The sequence below is a fragment of the Bacillus sp. MUM 116 genome, assembly GCF_001866655.1.
Lineage (GTDB): Bacteria > Bacillota > Bacilli > Bacillales > Cytobacillaceae > Neobacillus.
Genome location: NZ_MLYR01000003.1, coordinates 62,785 through 83,495, shown reverse-complemented (window position 1 = coordinate 83,495; position 20,711 = coordinate 62,785). Strand labels below are relative to the sequence as shown.

Sequence of the window (20,711 nt, the reverse complement as noted above, 5' to 3'; positions counted from 1 at the left end):
ACGAAAAACAACAATCTATTCGAAAATAGCCTTTAGATAAGAATAGCTCTTGTAAGAATTTCAAATATTAAGGAGTAAAAAAAGGAAGTATTCCAATTTCTTATGGTAAAATAAATATAGAAGTGATTCTTATTGAATCAGGAAGTTTCTAGGAGGATTTATGGATAATAAGAGGATTTCTATCGCAATTGACGGTCCTGCTGCAGCCGGAAAAAGTACAGTAGCAAAAATTGTAGCAGAAAAATTATCGTATATCTACATTGATACAGGGGCAATGTATCGGGCTTTAACATATAAAGCAATTCAAAAAGATTTGAACCTTGAGGATGGTGAAGCGTTATACGATACCTTGCTAACTACAGAAATTGAATTGCAGCCTTCAGAAAGCGGTCAATTGGTTTATTTAGATCAAAAAAATGTAACTACCGATATACGTTCCTCTAAAGTAACGAATAATGTATCAATCGTTGCGAAACAACAGAAAATTCGTGAGGAAATGGTAAAAAGACAACAGGCTTTTGCGGTACAAGGTGGTGTTGTGATGGACGGTCGGGATATTGGAACACATGTATTGCCACATGCAGAAGTTAAAGTTTTTTTACTTGCAAGTGTTAATGAAAGAGCTGAAAGACGTCATGCTGAAAATCTTCAAAAGGGCTTTCCTTCCGATTTGGAAAAATTAAAAGAAGAAATTGCTCTAAGAGATAAAATTGATTCAGAAAGAGAAATTGCGCCACTGAAAAAAGCGGAGGATGCAGTTGCAATAGATACAACAGCAATGACCATTCCTGAAGTAGTTGAAAAAATAATGGAACTAGTTCAGGAGAGGGTTGGTTAAGAGTGACATTTTATTCCTTTGCAAAATCAGTATTGTATGCAATATTAAAGCCATTGTATCGAATTGATGCAATCGGGACGGAGCATTTTCCTAAAGAAGGTGGCGTGCTTCTATGTTCGAATCATATCAATAACCTTGATCCACCCGTTGTTGGTATAATGGTACCTAGAACGGTTCATTTTATGGCAAAGGAAGAATTGTTTTCAGTACCTGTATTCGGGAAAATAGTTAGAATGTGCAATGCCTTTCCGGTAAAAAGAGGTATGAGTGACCGCGACGCCTTGAGGAAAGGATTAAGTGTTTTAAAAGAAGGTCATGTTTTAGGGATATTCCCTGAAGGAACAAGGAGTAAGAACGGAGAATTAGGAAAAGGACTTGCAGGGGTTGGATTTTTTGCCCTAAGATCGAATGCACACGTTGTACCTTGTGCAGTTATTGGTCCATATAAAAGCTTTCGTAAGTTAAAGGTGGTATATGGAAACCCAATGCCGATGGAAGAACTCAGAAAGGCAAAAGCATCTCCTGAAGAAGTGACTGAATTAATAATGGCTGAAATTCATAAACTTATTAAAGAGCACCGATAGGTTCTACTTGACAAAACAGGTTATTTATAAGAAGTTTATTAAAAGAGATTTTTTTTGAATATTCTCAAGCTTGTATTAAGAAAGTTTTTAAATGGGATGGCAGTTTACACCCCAATATATAGAGTTTGCAGTAATTGGATTAAGGAGGAATACATATGTCGGAAGAAATGAATCAAGTAGAAGTAAGATCTTTTGAAATTGGTGATAAAGTTAAAGGACAAGTTTCAAAAGTAGAAGAAAAACAGGTTTTAGTAAATCTTCAGGATAGTAAACTAGATGGAATCATTCCGATAAGTGAACTATCAAGTCTGCATATCGAAAAAGCTTCAGATGTTGTTTCTGAAGGCGATGAGCTTGAACTGGAGGTACTTAAAGTCGAAGAGGATGCTTTAATACTTTCCAAAAGAAAAGTAGATGCTCTTAAAGCTTGGGACCATCTCGAAAAACAATTCCAAAACAGCGAAATTATTGAAACTGAGGTAAAAGATGTTGTTAAGGGTGGACTCGTTGTTGATTTGGGCGTTCGAGGCTTTATACCAGCTTCGTTAGTTGAAGCCTATTTCGTGGAGGATTTTTCTGATTACAAAGGTAAAAATCTTACCTTCAAAATTGTTGAACTTGATAAGGAAAAAAACCGCTTAATTCTCTCTCATCGAGCTGTAGTAGAAGAAGAAAAAGGAAAGAAAAAGCAAAATCTTCTTGATGCCTTAACTGCAGGACAGGTTATTGATGGAACCGTGCAAAGAATTACTGATTTTGGAGCATTTGTTGATATCGGTGGTATTGATGGGCTTGTTCATATTTCTCAATTATCTCATGAACATGTCGGTAAACCATCAGATGTTGTTCAAGAAGGTCAAAAAGTCCAAGTAAAAGTTTTAAACGTTGACCGTGATAATGAACGAATTTCTTTATCGATTAAAGAAACCTTACCTGGACCTTGGGCAAATATTTCAGAAAGAGCACCAAAGGGCAGTGTTATGGAAGGTACGGTAAAAAGAATTGTATCTTATGGTGCATTTGTTGAAGTTTTCCCTGGTGTTGAAGGGCTTGTTCATATTTCACAGATTGCCCATAAGCATATTGCCACTCCACATGAGGTATTAAAAGAAGGTCAAGAAGTGAAAGCTAAGGTCCTTGATGTGAATGAACAAGAACAACGACTTTCCTTAAGTATTAAAGAACTTCTTGAAAAAGATGTTGAAGAAAACTTGGATTATGAACTTCCTGAAGAATCCAAAGGTTTTCAGCTTGGAGAAGTAATTGGCGAGCAATTAAAGAATCTTAGAAAATAATGGTGATTTTACGTGTCTAGATTTGAACGAAAATGGGATCACATACGCTATGCCTTAGATAACAGGCAGGAACGCTCAACTTCATTTGAAGATATCCATTTTATTCACCAGAGCTTACCGGATCTTAATTTGTCCGATGTTCGAATAGACCATTCAATTGGCGAACTTTCTTTAAGTTCGCCAATTTTTATCAATGCGATGACGGGTGGCGGCGGTGAAAAAACTTTTAAAATTAATAAAGACCTCGCTGAAGTTGCGAAAAACACAGGGATTGCAATGGCAGTAGGGTCGCAAATGTCGGCGATAAAGGATAAAGAGCAGCGATTCACATATGAGGTTGTCCGAAAAGAAAATCCAACAGGAATTATTATAGCCAATCTGGGCAGTGAAGCTACACCAGAACAAGCAAAAGCAGCTGTTGAAATGGTTGACGCAAATGCCCTACAGATTCATTTAAACGTTATCCAGGAATTGGCCATGCCTGAAGGGGATCGGGACTTTTCAGGTGCATTGAAGCGGATTGAAACAATCGTGAAAGCGGTGGATGTCCCGGTTATTGTGAAAGAGGTTGGCTTTGGAATGTGCCGGGAAACGGTTGAAAAGCTTTCATCTATTGGGGTTTCAGCTGTAGACGTCGGCGGTTTTGGCGGAACCAATTTTGCAGAAATTGAAAATAAGCGAAATAAGCAGCCTCTAGCTTTTTTTAATGAATGGGGCATTCCCACGGCTATTTCAATCCTCGAAGCAGCTGGCCATTCAAATGAACTTCTAATTATTGGATCAGGCGGTTTTCACTCCAGTCTTGACATGGCAAAAGGTCTTGCAATTGGTGCAAATGCAATTGGGATATCCGGGCATTTTTTGCGTATTCTCATGAAGAATGGACAGGAGGCATTACAAGAGGAGATTAATCGTCTTCATCAAGATTTAATCATGATTATGACTGCATTAGGGGCAAAATCCATCTCAGAATTACAACGGGTTCCTGTAATGATTTCCGGGAATACGTATCATTGGTTAAATCAAAGAGGGTTTGATACAAAAAAATACAGCCAGCGCCGAATTTAATAAAGCTCTCGCTATTAGCGAGAGCTTTAAAGTTAAGAAAACAAATTAGTTTGTATAGCTTTGCTTATTCTAGATTTGCATGCTTTCCATACATAGTATAGGAATTCAGCCCTTGTTTGTTCATAAATCTTAATATAACGGCATCATAAAATAATAGAAGTGTTTGTTCAAACAATGAACCCATTGGCTGAATGGTCTTAAATTCGCTTTCAGATTGATCTTTCGGGGCCCCTGGCAATTTAACGGTGAAATCTGCTAATTTCCCAATTGTTGAATTAGGAAAAATGGTTACAGCTGCAACTGTTCCGCCAATTTTTCTTGCTTTCTCAGCCATTGAGACTAAACCCTTTGTTTCGCATGAACCTGATCCGATAATTAATAGTTCTTTTTTGTCCATGTTGGCTTTAACGGTTCCCCAACTACATAGGCGTCTACACCCATGTGCATCAGCAGCATTGCAAAGGATTTTGCCATAAATCCTGACCGGCCTGCCCCAACTAAAAATACTTTTTTGGATTCAAATATAGTATTTACTAATTTTTCTGCATCTCCTCCGAGATTAAAGAAGAGGTATATTGTAACTCTTGAATAATTTTATTTAAATATTAGTAGTTTGCATAATAGATCATTTGCCCTTTTATGCATGTGCTTTTTCTTTAATTAATTCTTGCATCTTAGCAGCCACTGCTTTTTTATCTTCTTGACCTGTAATGCCTCCGCCTACAATAACCAGGTCTGGCTGTGATTGGACCACTTCAGGAAGTGTATTTAACTTTATACCGCCTGCTACGGCAGTTTTCGCATTTTTTACAACCCGTTTAATAGTTTGAAGCTGTTCAAAAGAGTTTTCTCCTGCAGCTTGAAGATCATAACCTGTATGAACACAAATATAGTCCACCCCTAGTGCATCAACCTCTTTTGCACGTTGTTCTAGATTTTTTACGTTGATCATATCAACTAAAATTTTTGTACCTTGTTTTTTTGCCTCTTCAACAGCACCTTTGATAGTGGAATCATCGGTTGCTCCAAGTACTGTAATAATATCTGCACCTGCTTCAGAAGCCTTCATAACTTCGTATGCACCAGCATCCATAATTTTTAAATCAGCTAATACTTTTAAAGTTGGGAAAGCCTGTTTGATTTCTTTTACAGCTTTAAGGCCTTCGTTAATGACCACGGGTGTACCAATTTCAACGATATCAATATGCTCTGCTACTTCCTCTACCACCTTTATTCCTTCCGGAATGTTAACAAGATCTAACGCTAATTGTAATTCCATGATTTCTTCACTCCTATTTTTATGTTTTTCAAAATTTTCTAGCACAACTTCATTTTAGAATTGACTATTAGAAAAAGGAAGTACGCACTTTAAACTCATATGGTGAGAAAAAGTATACTTAGAAAATAAAGATGGAGGCATTCCTTTCTTAGTTTTTACTGTTAAAAAATTCAAAAAACCATATCGATACGAATTAATTAACTCGCAGCGATATGGTTTTTTTAAAATTAATATTCTTTTATAGACTTTCTTAAGGGCTCTGGATTTTTAATAATATTCTCCGTATAATTTTTTCCCCAATCATACATTGACTCAAGAATGGGCATTAAACTTTCTCCATGTAAGATTAGTGAATACTCCACTTTTGGGGGAACCTCTGGATACACCTTTCGCGAAACAATGAGATCTTCTTCGAGCTCTCTCAATTGGTTTACCAGCATTCTTTGCGTAATCTCTGGAATAAGCGAACGTAATTCATTAAATCTCTTTGTTCCTTCTTTGCCCAAATGCCACATAATAAGCATTTTCCATTTACCCCCTATAATAGCGAGTGTTAATTGTTTCCGGAGGGGAAGAAGGAGCACTAAATGGCCCTGCAATTATGACCGGCGGCCAAAAAGCTGCATATGAATTGGTAAAAGAAATCTTGGAAGCGATTTCTGCAAAAGTAAATGGTGATCCTTGTTCTACCTATATTGGTCCAGATGGCGCCGGACATTATGTAAAAATGGTGCATAACGGTATTGAGTACGGGGATATGCAGTTAATCTCTGAAGCTTATTTTATTCTAAAACATGTCCTAGGGTTACGAGCCCAAGAACTTCATGAGGTCTTTGCAGAATGGAACAAGGGTGAATTAGATAGTTATTTAATCGAGATTACTGCTGATATTTTTACAAAGGTCGATCATGAAACAGGCAAACCATTAGTTGACGTTATTTTAGATGCAGCAGGCCAAAAGGGCACTGGTAAATGGACAAGTCAAAGTGCCTTGGATTTAGGTGTGCCACTTCCAATTATTACGGAATCTGTATTTGCCCGCTATATTTCTGCCATGAAAGATGAGCGAGTTAAAGCAAGCAAGTTATTAATTGGTCCGGAAACAAGGACGTTTGAAGGGAATAGGAAAGAGTTAATTGAAGCAGTACGGAAAGCTTTATATATGAGTAAAATTTGTTCATATGCACAAGGTTTTGCACAAATGCGTGCGGCCTCAGAGGAATATGACTGGAACCTTCGCTATGGTGATATTGCTATGATTTTTAGGGGTGGCTGCATCATTCGGGCGCAATTTTTACAAAAAATTAAAGGTGCTTATGATCGGGATCCTAATCTGCCTAACTTATTACTAGATTCTTATTTTAAAGAAATTGTAGAAAACTATCAATCTGCTTTAAGGCAAGTGATTACACTTTCTATTGAGCATGGTGTTGCTGTACCTGCTTTTTCTAGTGCATTAGCCTACTATGACAGTTATCGTACTGAAACATTACCTGCCAATCTTATTCAAGCCCAGCGTGATTATTTTGGTGCACATACCTACCAGCGTGTTGATCGGGAAGGAAGGTTTCATACGGTGTGGAGTTAAAAGTAATTTGTATCCGCTTGGGATAATAAGGTTTTCACAGTGTAAATATTTATTTTTTTGTATAGTTTCTTGTCCTATGTCATAAAATTGCATTTTTTCATAAAAAACTATTGTATAAATTACTTAAGTGTTTTTATTTTTTGAAAATTCTAAAAAGGTGGTAGTTTAATGAGAAAATTTGGGTTGATTGTATTCGTTATTTTATTACTAGCCATGACAGGATGTTCAGGGAAAGCTAGCACCGGTACAGAAAAAAAGGAATCTACTAATAATGATGTTATTAATTTAGGTGTGGCCACTTGGGTTGGGTATTCTCCACTATACATTGCACAGGAAAAAGGAATTTTCAAAAAGAATGGCGTTAACGTAAATTTGATGAAAATGGAAAGCAATACGGATCGCAGAACCGCGCTTGCAGCAAACCGCCTGCAGGGATTTGCTTCCACTGTAGACACACATGTAGTCACTGCAGCTAGCAATGTGCCGGTCGTTCAGGTGGTGGCGTTGGATGATTCACATGGCGGGGACGGGATTGTAGCAAAAAAAGAAATTAAAAGTTTGAAAGATTTGAAAGGTAAGCGTGTTGCTGTACAGACGGACGGTGGAGCAAGCTTCTTTTGGTTCCTCTATTTATTAAAGCAAGAGGGAATTGATTTTAAAGATATTGATGCACAAAACATGACGGCTGGAGATGCAGGTGCAGCATTCGTGGCGAACAAAGTAGATGCTGCAGTTACTTGGGAGCCATGGTTAACAAAAGCTAAACACACAAACTTTGGAAACGTATTAGTGACTAGTGCCGCTTCCCCGGGCGTCATTACAAGTACGATTGCCATGAGAAAAGATTTCACTAAAGAAAACCCAAAAGCGGTAAAAGCTTTAGTAAAATCTTGGTTTGAGGCAGTCGAGTACTATAAAACAAATAAGGAAGATGCATTGAAAATTATGGGTAAAGCAATGGGGCAATCTCCAAAAGAATTAGAAGAGTCATTGCAGGGTGTGCAGTTTTATGATGAGGAGGGAAATAAAAAATACTTTGGAACTAAGGATCATCCTGGACCATTACATGAACTCTCAAAATTAGGCGCAGATTTTTGGAAACAGCAAAAATTAATCGATAATGAGCCGAATATTGATGAAATTATTGACTATTCATTTGTTCAATAAAGAGGAGGGATTCTGTGGAAAAAGTGGTAAAAAACGAGGAAGTAGTTAAACAACCACCCAAAATGCCATTTCAAGCTGAAAGAAATGGTGCACATAAAAATAGAAAATGGCTCCAGCCACAAGCAAATATACCGTATAAATTATATTTAGGAGTTAGCGTATCGAGTATCGTATTATTGTTTGTTATTTGGTCTTTACTAACATATGGGGGAATGGTCGATCCCCTTTTTCTACCGACTCCCACACAAATTATCAATTCTGGGATTACCTTGTTTACTGAATATGGCTTTATTAATGATATTGGAATCACGATTTATCGAGTTCTTGCTGGTTTTATGATTGCTGTCCTCGTAGGATTGCCACTTGGCATTTTGATGGGCACATTTAAAGTAGTGGAAGCATTTTTTGAACCAGTGATTTCCTCGATTCGATACATGCCGGCATCTGCATTTATCCCGCTCTTTATATTATGGATTGGTGTGGGAGAATTGGAGAAAATTACAATTATTTTTGTTGGAACCTTTTTCTCCTTAGTTCTTATGACTGCTGTTGAGGTAGCAAATGTACGGCGGGAGCTTTTAGAAGCAGCCTATACACTTGGGAGAACGAGATTTGGAGTACTGCGGTCTGTCATTCTTCCTGCTTCTATTCCCGGTATAATGGAAATAATCCGGCTGATTCTTGGCTGGGCATGGTCATACATTATTGTCGCAGAGCTTGTTGCCTCATCTTCTGGCATTGGGAGTCTGATTTTAGAGTCTCAGCGGATGTTGAAAACCGGAAATATTATTTTTGGTATCTTGACAATCGGCTTGTTGGGTTTGCTTTCTGATTTAATCTTAAAAGTGGCAATTAGAAAAATGTTCCCATGGCATTATGGAAGGTGATGAGTAATGATGGTTGCAAAACTAGAAATAAAGAATGTCACAAAAATATTCTCCGGTAATAAAAAAAATTCACAAGTACTTGCTCTTAATACAACGAACCTAAAAATTATGCCTAATGAATTTATTACTATTCTTGGTCCATCGGGTTGTGGGAAATCTACTTTGCTTCGGATTGTGGCGGGTCTTGAGGAGCAGACATCGGGAAATGTCTATCTTGATGGTAAAGAGGTTTATGGTCCATCCTCAAATAGAGGAATGGTTTTTCAAGCCTATTCTCTATTTCCCTGGCTTACAGTAGAAGAAAATATTCAGTTTGGCTTGAAACATAAAGAGCTGAGTGCAGCACAGCGTAAGGATATTGTTAGGAATTATATTGAATTAGTTAGGTTGAAGGGCTTCGAGAAACATTACCCGCGGCAGCTTTCCGGGGGAATGCAGCAACGTGTGGCGATTGCAAGAGCAATAGCAAATGATCCGGAGATTCTTTTGCTTGATGAGCCATTTGGTGCACTTGATAACCAAACGCGGACACTGATGCAAGAATTATTGCTCGAAATTTGGGAGAAATCGCATAAGACAATCCTTTTTATTACCCATGATGTGGAAGAATCTATTTATCTAGCTAATAGGGTAATCGTAATGACTTCAAGACCCGGTAAAATTAAAGCGGATATTCCAATTGAACTGGAGCATCCACGGTCCTATCATATTAAAATGGATTCCCGTTTCCTTGCTTACAAGGAACAGTTAACAGAATTAATTCGTGAGGAGAGCTTAAAGGCAATGATGGAAGTGAAATAAGTTGGGGAAGAAGGGGGAGCTTTGACAAAGGTTTCCCTCCTTTATTTTTTTGTTTTTTAAAAGAACCGGTGTAGTCTTTAAAAAAGTGCAAAGGTATAATCATCCAAAACATTTTTACTACGATGAAGTTAAAAAAGTGTAAGATATCATAAGAATGAGTACTTTCGGAAGATAATGAATGAAAATATAATTATGAATAGTTAGAATAATTTTTTTAAAAAATGGAGGGTTTTAAAATGTCAGCAATCACACGCGAAGAGTTTTTTACAGAGTTTAGGGCTATTAAGGAAGAACTTAAGAACTATGCTCAAGAGAAAGCGGAAAAGTTCTGGACAAGAGAAGATCTAACACAGGAAGAAGTCTTTACTGCGATTGAACAAAGAGTTTGGCTGGAAATCGCTTATGTATTCTTCCTCGGAAAACAAATTAATGACTATTGGAAGGAATTAGACAGAACTACAGTAACAGCATTGTGTAAACATATGTGGGAAGAAGCTCACCATTATGAGATTATTTGTAGAGTGCTTGAGAAACATGGTTATACTGCTCCAACTGAACCACCAGCACAACATCTTGGCTGGGAAAACCTGCATTGGGAGGCACTTGGAAAAGACCGTGCCTGTGCAGTGGCTGTGTGGAACTGTTCTGAAACATCAACAACAACTACACATGATATCGTAATCGAGAACTGCCGGCGGATTGGCTTACCTGACTTGGCAAGATGCTATGAAACAATTAAAAAGGATGAAGAATTCCATGCTAAACTTGGAGAAATGATTGTCGAAAAGTATGTTGTTACAGATGAACATATAGAAAACGCAATTTGGGGTGCACGTCGTCTTCGCGAAGAAATGATTCATTATTATGATACAATCTACCCTGCAAAAGAAACCGTCTAAAATATTATAATTTAGATGGAAAAATTGAGTGAGGTATCATGGATCTTTTTAGGACCATCGATACCCTACTCAATTTTTAGGTTAATAAATAATAAAAAAATATAAAGGAAAAAAATAAACCAAATTTGAAATATAATAATATTCCTTTTTTTATCCCGCATTAACGGGCAGTAAGACCCCATTCCAAGGCTTAGTAGAAACAGGTAGCATAAGTGGGGGATCAACTGCCCGTAAAAGCCCTATTGGTTCAACTAACAATCAGTGGGGGATGAAAAAAACCCCCACTGATTGAAGTTTCACTTTATCTAAACTTTTGAATGAAAGAGTGTGATTCTATGGAAAATCTTATACTCCTAGCAACAGATGATAAACATGTGATTAATCTCTTTCATCAAATAAATAATGAATATAAATTTGGCTTTTTGATAGAAGCAGTGGACAAAAAGTCCCTTTTAAAAGAAGATTTATCATTTAAGCTGGGTACCATCGCAGTGCTTTTAGACCTTGATGAAATGATGAAACTGGCAAAAGATGTCGTTCTTCAACAATTAGCTAAGAAGAAAATTACAATACCTTTAGTTGTGGTGAAAAGCCGATATGATGATCTTGAGATGCGAACGCTTTTTAAAAATGGTGTTTTCGATTGCTTAAGTAAGCCGTTTGATGAGGAAGTAGTTTATCGCCTGTTGCAGGAACTCAAGGTGGAAGCACAGCTTTCCGACCAGATGATGCAACAAAGAAATGAAGATCCACATAATATTATGTCTTCAGTAAGACTCGGTCTTATTTATAATTTATTATATGGAAATATTAAAAACTCTAGAGAAATTTGGGATCAAAGTCAATTAGTTGGATTATCTACCATGCCAAACACTGCAATATCCCTTCAAATAGACGAGTTTTTTTTAAGGAACAAGGAAAAGAGTAAACAGTGGCAGGATTTTGTTCGCAATGAAATTATCACGGTTACCCGTCAATTCTTCATTAAAAAGTTAGATGAGTGCCTGGCTATGGGAACAGCAGCAGATAAATTTGCAATCCTCCTCTCATTTCCTTTTTTTGACGACCATGTAGGGTTTAAGCAATATGCTAAGAAAATCTCCGACGAAGCGAAAACATATATCAAAGAAAATACAGGTTACAGCGTAACGATAGGAATTGGAAACTATTATGAAGATGTAAGGAATTTACATTTAAGTTATCAAGAAGCACAAACCGCTTTAAAACATAAATTCTTTTTAGGAAAGGATTTAGTGATCCATCATCATGATGTAGAACCGTTTACAAATGAATTTGTTCTTCTACCAAATCAGGATGTATCAACCTTAGCAAGTAAATTAATGGTAGCGGATAATACAGCTGTTAAGGATAATATGAAAAATTTATTAGATCGGTTGTTTTCGTTACAGAATGTTGACCCAGAAGTCTTAAAACTGCAGCTTTCAGAAATTTCAACTATGCTGGCTCGTGCAGCTATCAATGGGGGGGCAAATGAAAAGGAAATTCATTTTATCCTTTCGGAATATACATCTTCCTTAAACTTTATCGAAAATTTAGTTCAAATGGAGCAGTGGATAAGGGATATGATCCATCGATTTATTGACCAGGTTTCAACCAAAAATAATGATCATACCCTTAAATCAATCCAAAAGGCTATGGAGTATATTGAGCAGCATTATTTAGAACAAATTACTTTGGAAAAGGTTTCAAGTCATGTACATCTAAGTCCTACATACTTTAGTAGAATTTTTAAAAGTGCTACTGGAACTAATTTTGTTGAATATATTACTTATTTGCGAATAGAAAAAGCGAAAGAATTGCTAAAAGATTTAAATTATACGGTTTATCAAATCGCTTTTGAAGTTGGATACAGTAATTCTCACTACTTTAGCCGTGTTTTTAAAACATTGGTGGGCAAAACTCCAAGTGAATACCGTAATTCTATTTTGGTTCCATCTGGAAATTCAACTGAGGGATTATTTGAACGGAAGGAGTTGTATTGATGAAAGAGCAATGGCGAAAAAGTGTAACAAAGCTAAAGCCTTATATTCCTGGAAAGGCAATAGAAGAGGTAAAGCGGGAACTGGGATTGGATGGAATTATTCGGCTAGCCTCTAATGAAAATCCTTTTGGACCATCACCAAAGGCTGTAGAAGCTATGCAAATCGCTGCGAAAGATAGCCAATTGTATCCTGAGTCAACATGCAGCGAACTACGTGAAAAATTAGGAAATTTCTATAAAATTGATCCTGAACAGTTTCTAGTTGCAAACGGTGCGGATAATATCATCTCTTTGATTGGTAATGCCTATATTAACCCTGGTGATGAAATTATCTATTGCACCCCTACTTTCCCGGCATATAGAACAATTACCTTGTTAATGGAAGGAACTCCTATTGAGGTCCCATTGCTTAAAAATCATACCTATAATCTTGAAGGAATTCTAACAGCAATAAATGAAAATACTAAACTTATTTTTATTTGTAATCCCAATAACCCGACTGGTACGATATTGGGAGAAAATGAATTGCAATTATTTTTTAAAAAAATCCCACCTCATGTGATTGTGGTGTTGGATGAAGCATATGTCGAATTTATTGATCGTGAAAGTTATCGTATTGGAATCGATTATGTAAAGGAAGGATATCCTGTTATTTTTGTTCGTACATTTTCAAAATTGTACGGATTAGCGGGTACTAGAATTGGATATGCTGCTGCACATTTTGAATATATTGAGCCAATCCGAGCGGTAAGGGAACCCTTTTCTGCTAATCGAATTGCACATGCAGGTGCTTTAGCTGCTTTTAATGATCAAGAGTATATAAATAAAAGTTTACGAGAAAATAAGCGTGAGATGATTGAGCTTTCAAAAGAACTTATAGCTTTGGGGTTTGATGTGACGGAATCACACGCTAACTTTCTGTTCGTGGATATGAAAGAAGATGTTATGGTGCTTTCCGAGGCGCTTATGCAAGAGGGAATTCTCATTCGCCCATGTATAGCTTGGGGGTTGCAAACACATGCCCGTATTACTATTGGTACTTCGGAACAAAATAAACAGTTAATAAGATCATTAAAAAAATTTAGAAAAAATCTAACAGCAACCGTTGCAAAAGGAGAGAATTAGAGTGAGAGAAGGAAAACTTCTAGTCTGGATTTTAGACGATGAATGGAATGATCATCATTTAGAAAAGAATATGTATCAACATTATAATATTGAGGTAAAAGTTACTCGATCTGAAACACTTGAGGAAGATTTACCGATTTATGCCCCAATCGCTGATGGTGTAGTAGCACAGGTTGGTTTTCAATGCAGTGCTGAAATTATAGAAAAGTTAGATTCATGTAAAGTCATCTCTATTCCTGGAGTGGGCTATAATCATGTAGATATGGAGGCGGCTACTAAAAAAGGGATTGCTGTCTCACATGTTCCAGATTATTGTGCGGAAGAGGTGTCTGATCATACTGTTGCCTTAATTCTTGCGGTTACTCGAAGGTTGTCTGCTTATAGTCGTAAAGTAAGAGCAGGAAAATGGGATCCACTTGATACCAAGCCAATTCATCGCTTTAGTACAAGAACTGTTGGATTAATTGGCTTTGGACGTATTGCCCGTATGGTTGCTGATAAATTAAAGCCATTTGGGGTGCAAATTTTAGCACATGACGAATACATTTCGGAAGAATCTATAAGAAATCAAGGAGCAATTCCGGTTTCGTTAGACGAACTGCTTGAGCAATCTAATATTATTAGTCTTCATGTACCACTTACACCGGAAACACGCAATTTAATCAATTATGAACGCCTTAAAAAGCTCCCAAAAGGTGCCTTTGTTATAAATACATGCCGCGGTGGGGTCTTAAATGAAAATGACTTACAAAGGACCATAGAAGAAGGTCATATTGCCGGAGCAGGTCTGGATGTGCTGGAGCAAGAACCTCCTGCATCAGATTATTCACTGTTAACAATGGAGGAGTGCTTAATTACACCGCATTCATCTTATTTCTCTGAGGAGTCGATCACAGAGCTAAGAACCAGAACAACCCAGGCAGCGATTGATGGAGTTTTAGGAAACGATTTACCATATGCATTGAATCTGAAGAAAATAAAAATTTAATAGATTATTTTAAAATGGCCAGACCGGTTAATACGGACTGGTTATTTCTTTACTTATGAATATTCTTAATGTTATCCGAAAGTCAAGTTTTCAGTAACCACGCATTTTAATGAAATATTATACTTTTTTGCTTTGTTCTAGTGTTTATAGGAAAAGGTTTAATTCCTTACCTTCATAGCAGTAATGGAGCCATATCAAACGAGTACTCTAAATTTTTGTTTTATTGTGTATTTTTTTAGTAGTAATTAAAAAATGACTTAGTTCAATTCTGAATATTGTGTAAAATGATGTTTGAGTTTAACACTCTATTTATAATAGTAATTTTTAAACTCTAGTTAATAATTTTAAATTTAAAAAATGGTTATCTATCTTAGGAGGGTTTTACTATGTCAGAAAATTTATGGCGTGATAGTGTAAAGAATTTGGATCCGTATATATCCGGACAAGCAGCAATGGAAGCTGAACAACAATCAAAAATAAAGGAAGTAATTCGACTTGCGACAAATGAAAATCCACTTGGGCCCTCACAAAAAGCGATTGTAGCGATGCAAAATGCAGTTCTTGAAAGTCATTATTATCCGGACTTGACTTGCCTTGCGCTTCGCAACAAACTTGGAAAACTGCATGGAATGGATCCGGAAAATTATGTAATCGCAAATGGAGCAGACAATATTATTAATTTAGTGATTGCCTCCTATGTTAATCAGGGGGAAGAAGTAGTTTATTGTACACCTACGTTTTCGGAATATAATAAAAACACTTTGCTTGTTGGGGGAATTCCAGTAGAGATTCCGACCACGCTGGATCATAAGTTTGATCTTGAAGCGATTTTGGACGCAATTAATGAGAAAACAAAGCTGGTCATTATTTGCAACCCAAATAATCCGACGGGAACGATTGTAGATGAAAAGGAACTTAAAACTTTCTTCAGTCACTTGCCAAAACATGTAATTGCTGTTTTAGATGAGGCATATGGTGAATTTATTTCTATACCAAATTATTCAACTGGTGTAGAGTATATCCGGGAAGGATATCCAGTCATTACAATCCGTACTTTTTCGAAATTATTTGGTTTAGCTGGGATGAGAGTCGGATATGCAATAGCAAAGGGTGAGTTGATTCGACCCCTGCAAATGGTACGTGAACCGTTTGCATGTAACCGTGCAGCAGAGGCTGGTGCTATAGCAGCTCTTGAGGACGTGGAATATATCGAAAAGGTATTGGCTGAGAACAGAAAAGAAATGGTTAAGATGATAAACGAATTCCGTTCTCTTGGATTTAGCGTTGAAGAAACACATACTAATTTTTTATTTATCGATATGAAACAGGATACTTCGAAGCTAGCAAACGAACTATTTCAAAAAGGCCTTATCATACGCCCATGTGCAGCTTGGGGGTTCCCTACTTTTGCTCGGATTAGTATTGGTTCAACAGCAAATAATGAAAAACTTATCAAAGCGCTGCAGGAAATTAGCAGCCAAACTCCAAACCATGTATAAAAGGCGGTGGGTATTTTGAAAAATGGGAAACTTTTGGCTTGGATACTTGATGATGAGTGGATTGATCACAGTGTAGAGAAAGCAATCCTTGAACAAAATGGCTTTGATGTAAAGGTGACCCGGTTCGAAACTTTGGATGCGGAATGGCCAATTTATGCCCCGTACGCGGATGGTGTTATCGTCCAAGTAGGGTTTCCATGTTATGAAGATTTAATTGAAAAGTTGGATTCTTGTCGTGTAATTACAGCCTCATCAGTTGGATATAACACAATTGATTTGGATGCAGCCGCAAGTAAAGGGATAAAAGTCACCCATGTGCCCGAATTTTGCTCAGAAGAGGTTTCGGATCAGACGATAGCCCACATGTTAACTATTACACGACGTTTCCCAGCTTATAATAGACAAGTAAAAGAAGGAAAATGGGATCCAATGGACACCCTTCCGATTCAACGCTTTAGTTCAAATACAGTAGGGTTTGTTGGGTTTGGAAAAATTGCACGCAGGGTTGCTGAAAAACTTAAACCGTTTGGCGTTCGCCTCATTGCCTATGCCCCTAGTGCACCTAAAGAAGTATTTTCAAAATACTCAGTGGAAGCAGTTGAGTTTAACGATTTGTTAAGGCAATCCACGATTCTAAGTCTGCACATACCCTTGAGGCCGGAAAATCGAAATATCATTGGGTATGAACAATTAAAAATGATGCCTAAGGGATCTTTAATTGTAAACACCAGCCGTGGAGGGCTAATTAATGAAGAGGACTTGTATCAAGCCATTGTTGAAGGACATATTGCCGGGGCAGGCTTAGATGTACTCTTAAATGAACCCCCTGACCCAAACGATCCGTTGCTTAGTCTAGATGAGGTTTATGTCACTCCGCACTCCGGATATGTTTCGGATGATGCTCTTAACGAATTGAAAAATAAGACATGCCAAAATATTATTGATGGTGTAGCCGGAAGGCCCTTAGTTAAAGTTTTAAACAAAGAAGCATTAAACAAATTAATAATGTAGGAGATTACAGAGTATAGAAATTCAATAGTAATAAAAAATAGAAAGCATCATCGGAATAAGAAAAAACATATCCGTTGATGCTTTTTTTCTTTTAGTTAATCATACTTGGAGTCGTTTAACCCCCTAGCCTCTTCAGGGCTTTGTAATTTGGTGGCACCTGGGTAATGCAATGCTTGATCTCTGTCGGATTCCACTCTTCTACTTGCCTTTAATTTTTTTTCTTGACGGTCTTTTCCCATTCTTCTTACACCTCCTTCTAATAAGATGATTCACTTAGGAAAGATTATGCAGGTTAGTATGAAAATACATAACATTAACCAATAATGAGAATAATAGGAGGTGGTTAAAGTGGAAGGTTCGATGTTTTATTGGATTTCCTGGTCATTTTGGGTCTATCTGACATTTTTCTTAAATAAGCAAAATCCATACAGGTTTAAATTAGCTGCAGCCATCTTAATGCTTATAGCTCTTTCAACCCTGCATTTTAGGTTAGGAAATATTGATATCTTTGCAAGTGGTTTATTCCTATTATTCCTGACCTTTATTCTGATTAGTAAGGAAAAGCTTAGGGCCATTATTTATTTTTTTATTTGTTCATATATAATTGGGATTTCTTATGTTACCTTTCATTTATTTGAAATTTTCGACCCAATTTGGATTATTCTTAAAAAGGAATGGATGATGGGGATTTTATTGGGGTATTTAGCAATCCTTTTGCAAAAAACGCTTAGAGGACGATTATTAATCGTTTTAAATGGTACGATGCAAGGAGAAATCTTATATACCATTATTTTAAGTAAATATCATTTTCCCTATTCAATTGGTACATTTGCCTATCTTGATGTTTGTGCATTGATCAGCTTCCTGCTTGTAGGATGGAGCTTTTTCGAAAATGCGGGCACAATTTTTCAAAATCACTTTAATTTTACTGAAAAAGCAAAGCAAAAATCATCTTGACCAGCGAGGTTTCCATTGCGGGAGATGATCAACATTTGTTAAACTAATTAAGTTGGCCCTTCTCATGGATAGAAGGGTTTTATCATTAGCACTTATTACTGAATGATTTAACCTGAGTTTAAAGCTTTTAGGATTAAACATAAATAAGTTGATAAGTAATATATGAAAGGATGGGAAAGAAAATGGTAAAACCGGTTATTGCGATTGTTGGCCGCCCGAATGTAGGTAAATCCACTATTTTTAATCGAATTGTTGGGGAACGTGTTTCGATTGTTGAAGATATCCCAGGGGTGACAAGAGACCGTATTTATAGTTCTGGTGAATGGCTGAATCATGATTTTAATGTAATTGACACAGGTGGTATTGATATCGGGGATGAACCATTTTTGGAACAAATCCGTCAGCAGGCAGAGGTAGCGATTGATGAAGCAGATGTAATCATTTTTTTAACAAATGGAAGAGAAGGGGTAACGGCTGCTGATGAAGAGGTAGCAAAAATCCTTTATAAATCGAAAAAACCAATTGTTTTAGGTGTAAATAAGATTGATAATCCTGACATGCGCGATCAGATTTATGATTTTTATGCCTTGGGGTTTGGTGAACCGATTCCGGTGTCGGGTTCACATGGTCTTGGTCTTGGTGATTTATTAGATGCCGCAGCAAAACACTTTCCAAAGGACCGCGGGGATGATTATGATGCGGATGTAATAAAATTTTCATTAATTGGCCGCCCGAATGTAGGTAAATCCTCGTTAGTAAATGCTATATTAGGAGAAGAACGTGTAATTGTCAGCGATATTGCAGGTACAACACGGGATGCAGTGGATTCCCCTTATACATATAATGGCGAAAAATATGTCATTATTGATACGGCAGGAATGCGCAAAAAAGGAAAGGTATATGAGAGTACGGAGAAATACAGTGTATTAAGGGCGCTTAGGGCAATCGAACGTTCAGATGTTGTGCTAGTCGTTTTAAACGCGGAAGAAGGAATTATTGAACAAGACAAGAAAATTGCCGGATATGCACATGAAGCAGGGAGAGCAGTTGTTATTGTAGTAAATAAGTGGGACGCTGTCGAAAAAGATGAAAAGACCATGAAGGAGCTTGAACAAAAAATAAGGGAACATTTCCTTTTCCTAAGTTATGCCCCGATTGTCTTTTTATCTGCCAAAACAAAAAAGCGGATTCATACATTACTGCCAATGATTAATATGGTAAGTGAAAATCATTCAATGCGCGTTGAAACAAGTATATTAAATGATATTATCATGGATGCGGTTGCGATGAACCCAACGCCTACTGACAAAGGAAGACGGTTGAAAATCTATTATGCAACCCAAGTTGCAGTTAAGCCGCCGACATTTATTATTTTTGTTAACGAACCAGAGTTATTGCATTTTTCATATGAGCGCTTTCTTGAGAATCGAATTCGGGATGCGTTTGGATTCGAAGGTACTCCAATCAAGATTTTTGCAAGAGAAAGAAAATAAGAAAAAGAGGGTGTGAAACAAAATGCAGCAGAAATCCGAAACAATTGCTGTTTTAGGTGCAGGAAGCTGGGGAACGGCATTGGCATTGGTATTGGCAGATAATGGCCATCACGTCCGATTGTGGAGTCATAACGAAAATCAAGTCCTGGAAATTAATCAATTTCATACAAATAAAAAATATTTACCGGGAATTGATTTACCGGAGTTGATCGTAGGCTATGCCTCCTTAAACGATGCGGTATCTGGAGTTGAAACCATTATTTTGGCTGTTCCGACAAAGGCAATTCGGGAAGTTATTAGAAAAATCGCTGCGGTTGCAAAAAATTCGTTTATTATTGCCCATGTAAGTAAAGGGGTAGAACCTGATTCGTTATTGAGAATATCTGAGTTGATCGAGGAAGAAATGCCGAAAGAGCTTTTAAACGATGTTGTGGTCCTTTCCGGTCCAAGCCATGCTGAAGAAGTCAGTTTGCGGCATCCGACAACCGTAACCGTCTCATCGAAAAATATGGAGGCAGCAGGAAAAATCCAAGATTTATTCATCAATAATAATTTTAGGGTATATACAAATCCTGATTTAATTGGTGTTGAAATTGGCGGTGCCTTAAAGAATATTATTGCACTGGCGGCAGGGATAACGGATGGACTTGGCTATGGGGATAATGCCAAAGCTGCATTAATCACCAGAGGCCTTGCGGAAATTGCCCGTTTAGGAACGAAAATGGGTGCGAATCCTTTAACATTTTCTGGTTTAGCGGGTATTGGTGATTTAATTGTAACCTGTACGAGTGTTCACTCCAGGAACTGGAGAGCCGGTAACCTTCTTGGCAAAGGGAAAACACTTAATGAAGTTCTCGACAATATGGGGATGGTGGTAGAAGGAGTAAGAACGACAAAAGCAGCTTATCAGCTTGCGAAAAAATACGATGTCGTGATGCCCATCACATTCGCCCTGTATGATGTCTTATTTAACGGAAAAAATGCAAAAGATGGTGTTGACATCTTAATGGGCCGAGGGAAAAAGCCGGAAATGGAAGATCTGACAAACATTTTAGAGGAAAGAAATGATTAATCCTAAAAAATGTTCCTTTTTGACTAAAAAAATAGCAGTTCGATGATACGCTTTTTATACTCTCAGCATACAATGCAACGAAGCACAATGGTAGTATGAAGCTGGAGTATGGGTTATTTAGTCTAAATGACTGAAGTAAAGACTTCGCCCCTCTTTAC

Annotated in this window: 19 protein-coding genes and 2 pseudogenes; 17 read left to right on the top strand and 4 right to left on the bottom strand. The window is 37.3% G+C overall.

The window, feature by feature from the left end:
• Window positions 1–160: 160 nt before the first annotated feature.
• The 4 genes from cmk to fni all read left to right on the top strand — a co-directional run bounded on the left by cmk (window position 161) and on the right by fni (window position 3,785).
• On the top strand, window positions 161–838 hold the full coding sequence (gene cmk / locus BIV60_RS01125; RefSeq protein WP_071353901.1) for a (d)CMP kinase: 678 nt from the start codon (window positions 161–163) through the stop codon (window positions 836–838).
• Window positions 839–840: 2 nt separating this feature from the next.
• Window positions 841–1,422 carry a lysophospholipid acyltransferase family protein gene (locus BIV60_RS01120; protein ID WP_071353900.1) on the top strand — a complete coding sequence of 194 codons (582 nt, stop codon included), beginning with the start codon at window positions 841–843 and terminating at the stop codon, window positions 1,420–1,422.
• 155 nt (window positions 1,423–1,577) lie between these two features.
• Window positions 1,578–2,717 (top strand): 30S ribosomal protein S1, encoded by a 1,140-nt coding sequence (gene rpsA, locus BIV60_RS01115; protein ID WP_071353899.1) that lies wholly within the window; start codon window positions 1,578–1,580, stop codon window positions 2,715–2,717.
• Between the two features lie 12 nt (window positions 2,718–2,729).
• Entirely contained in the window at window positions 2,730–3,785 is a 1,056-nt protein-coding gene (gene fni, locus BIV60_RS01110; RefSeq protein WP_071353898.1) for a type 2 isopentenyl-diphosphate Delta-isomerase, read from the top strand.
• A gap of 64 nt (window positions 3,786–3,849) precedes the next feature.
• On the opposite strand, the pseudogene hxlB reads toward fni, so the two are convergent.
• The 3 genes and pseudogenes from hxlB to BIV60_RS01095 form a co-directional block, all read right to left on the bottom strand.
• Window positions 3,850–4,378: pseudogene (gene hxlB, locus BIV60_RS01105) on the bottom strand (6-phospho-3-hexuloisomerase).
• A 44-nt stretch (window positions 4,379–4,422) separates the two neighbouring features.
• Complete coding sequence (hxlA, locus tag BIV60_RS01100) at window positions 4,423–5,064, bottom strand: 3-hexulose-6-phosphate synthase (RefSeq protein WP_071353897.1); 642 nt, start codon at window positions 5,062–5,064, stop codon at window positions 4,423–4,425.
• A gap of 227 nt (window positions 5,065–5,291) precedes the next feature.
• On the bottom strand, window positions 5,292–5,663 hold the full coding sequence (locus BIV60_RS01095; protein WP_071353909.1) for a winged helix-turn-helix transcriptional regulator: 372 nt from the start codon (window positions 5,661–5,663) through the stop codon (window positions 5,292–5,294).
• Between BIV60_RS01095 and gndA the strand changes: the two are divergent.
• The 10 genes and pseudogenes from gndA to BIV60_RS01045 all read left to right on the top strand — a co-directional run.
• Window positions 5,624–6,652: pseudogene (gene gndA / locus BIV60_RS01090) on the top strand (NADP-dependent phosphogluconate dehydrogenase); the annotation flags it as partial. The gene BIV60_RS01095 and the pseudogene gndA overlap by 40 nt on opposite strands.
• Window positions 6,653–6,820: 168 nt before the next feature.
• A complete protein-coding gene (locus BIV60_RS01085) occupies window positions 6,821–7,819 on the top strand; it encodes an ABC transporter substrate-binding protein (RefSeq protein WP_071353896.1) in 999 nt (332 codons plus the stop codon).
• Between the two features lie 14 nt (window positions 7,820–7,833).
• Window positions 7,834–8,706, top strand: a complete 873-nt coding sequence (locus BIV60_RS01080; protein ID WP_256218262.1) for an ABC transporter permease — start codon at window positions 7,834–7,836, stop codon at window positions 8,704–8,706.
• A 6-nt stretch (window positions 8,707–8,712) separates the two neighbouring features.
• A complete protein-coding gene (locus BIV60_RS01075) occupies window positions 8,713–9,507 on the top strand; it encodes an ABC transporter ATP-binding protein (protein WP_218145912.1) in 795 nt (264 codons plus the stop codon).
• A 236-nt stretch (window positions 9,508–9,743) separates the two neighbouring features.
• Window positions 9,744–10,406: a hypothetical protein gene (locus BIV60_RS01070; RefSeq protein WP_071353895.1), complete on the top strand. Its 663-nt coding sequence runs from the start codon at window positions 9,744–9,746 to the stop codon at window positions 10,404–10,406.
• Window positions 10,407–10,723: 317 nt separating this feature from the next.
• Window positions 10,724–12,409: a helix-turn-helix domain-containing protein gene (locus tag BIV60_RS01065; RefSeq protein ID WP_083402044.1), complete on the top strand. Its 1,686-nt coding sequence runs from the start codon at window positions 10,724–10,726 to the stop codon at window positions 12,407–12,409.
• Window positions 12,409–13,533, top strand: a complete 1,125-nt coding sequence (hisC, locus tag BIV60_RS01060; RefSeq protein WP_141770383.1) for a histidinol-phosphate transaminase — start codon at window positions 12,409–12,411, stop codon at window positions 13,531–13,533. The genes BIV60_RS01065 and hisC (BIV60_RS01060) overlap by 1 nt, the downstream gene beginning before the upstream one ends.
• A gap of 1 nt (window position 13,534) precedes the next feature.
• Window positions 13,535–14,521: a C-terminal binding protein gene (locus tag BIV60_RS01055; RefSeq protein WP_071353892.1), complete on the top strand. Its 987-nt coding sequence runs from the start codon at window positions 13,535–13,537 to the stop codon at window positions 14,519–14,521.
• Between the two features lie 386 nt (window positions 14,522–14,907).
• Window positions 14,908–16,020 (top strand): histidinol-phosphate transaminase, encoded by a 1,113-nt coding sequence (gene hisC / locus BIV60_RS01050; RefSeq protein ID WP_071353891.1) that lies wholly within the window; start codon window positions 14,908–14,910, stop codon window positions 16,018–16,020.
• A 15-nt stretch (window positions 16,021–16,035) separates the two neighbouring features.
• Entirely contained in the window at window positions 16,036–17,031 is a 996-nt protein-coding gene (locus tag BIV60_RS01045; protein WP_071353890.1) for a C-terminal binding protein, read from the top strand.
• A gap of 95 nt (window positions 17,032–17,126) precedes the next feature.
• Here BIV60_RS01045 and BIV60_RS01040 read toward each other — a convergent pair whose 3' ends face one another.
• Entirely contained in the window at window positions 17,127–17,270 is a 144-nt protein-coding gene (locus BIV60_RS01040; RefSeq protein WP_071353889.1) for a YpzI family protein, read from the bottom strand.
• A gap of 109 nt (window positions 17,271–17,379) precedes the next feature.
• Here BIV60_RS01040 and BIV60_RS01035 point away from each other — a divergent pair, with 109 nt between their 5' ends.
• The 3 genes from BIV60_RS01035 (at window position 17,380) to BIV60_RS01025 (ending at window position 20,553) form a co-directional block, all read left to right on the top strand.
• The gene (locus tag BIV60_RS01035; protein WP_071353888.1) at window positions 17,380–17,988 is read left to right on the top strand and encodes a YphA family membrane protein; all 609 of its coding nucleotides are present in this window, start codon (window positions 17,380–17,382) and stop codon (window positions 17,986–17,988) included.
• A 182-nt stretch (window positions 17,989–18,170) separates the two neighbouring features.
• Entirely contained in the window at window positions 18,171–19,481 is a 1,311-nt protein-coding gene (gene der, locus BIV60_RS01030; RefSeq protein ID WP_071353887.1) for a ribosome biogenesis GTPase Der, read from the top strand.
• 22 nt (window positions 19,482–19,503) lie between these two features.
• Window positions 19,504–20,553: an NAD(P)H-dependent glycerol-3-phosphate dehydrogenase gene (locus BIV60_RS01025; RefSeq protein WP_071353886.1), complete on the top strand. Its 1,050-nt coding sequence runs from the start codon at window positions 19,504–19,506 to the stop codon at window positions 20,551–20,553.
• Window positions 20,554–20,711 lie beyond the last annotated feature (158 nt).

Coding starts and splice junctions, on each gene's coding strand:
- BIV60_RS01025 (WP_071353886.1), top strand. CDS start 19,504: ATGCAGCAGAAATCCGAAACAATTGCTGTTTTAGGTGCAGGAAGCTGG.
- BIV60_RS01065 (WP_083402044.1), top strand. CDS start 10,724: ATGAAAGAGTGTGATTCTATGGAAAATCTTATACTCCTAGCAACAGAT.
- BIV60_RS01085 (WP_071353896.1), top strand. CDS start 6,821: ATGAGAAAATTTGGGTTGATTGTATTCGTTATTTTATTACTAGCCATG.
- hisC (WP_071353891.1), top strand. CDS start 14,908: ATGTCAGAAAATTTATGGCGTGATAGTGTAAAGAATTTGGATCCGTAT.
- cmk (WP_071353901.1), top strand. CDS start 161: ATGGATAATAAGAGGATTTCTATCGCAATTGACGGTCCTGCTGCAGCC.
- hxlA (WP_071353897.1), bottom strand. CDS start 5,064: ATGGAATTACAATTAGCGTTAGATCTTGTTAACATTCCGGAAGGAATA.
- BIV60_RS01040 (WP_071353889.1), bottom strand. CDS start 17,270: ATGGGAAAAGACCGTCAAGAAAAAAAATTAAAGGCAAGTAGAAGAGTG.
- BIV60_RS01075 (WP_218145912.1), top strand. CDS start 8,713: ATGATGGTTGCAAAACTAGAAATAAAGAATGTCACAAAAATATTCTCC.
- der (WP_071353887.1), top strand. CDS start 18,171: ATGGTAAAACCGGTTATTGCGATTGTTGGCCGCCCGAATGTAGGTAAA.
- rpsA (WP_071353899.1), top strand. CDS start 1,578: ATGTCGGAAGAAATGAATCAAGTAGAAGTAAGATCTTTTGAAATTGGT.
- hisC (WP_141770383.1), top strand. CDS start 12,409: ATGAAAGAGCAATGGCGAAAAAGTGTAACAAAGCTAAAGCCTTATATT.
- BIV60_RS01070 (WP_071353895.1), top strand. CDS start 9,744: ATGTCAGCAATCACACGCGAAGAGTTTTTTACAGAGTTTAGGGCTATT.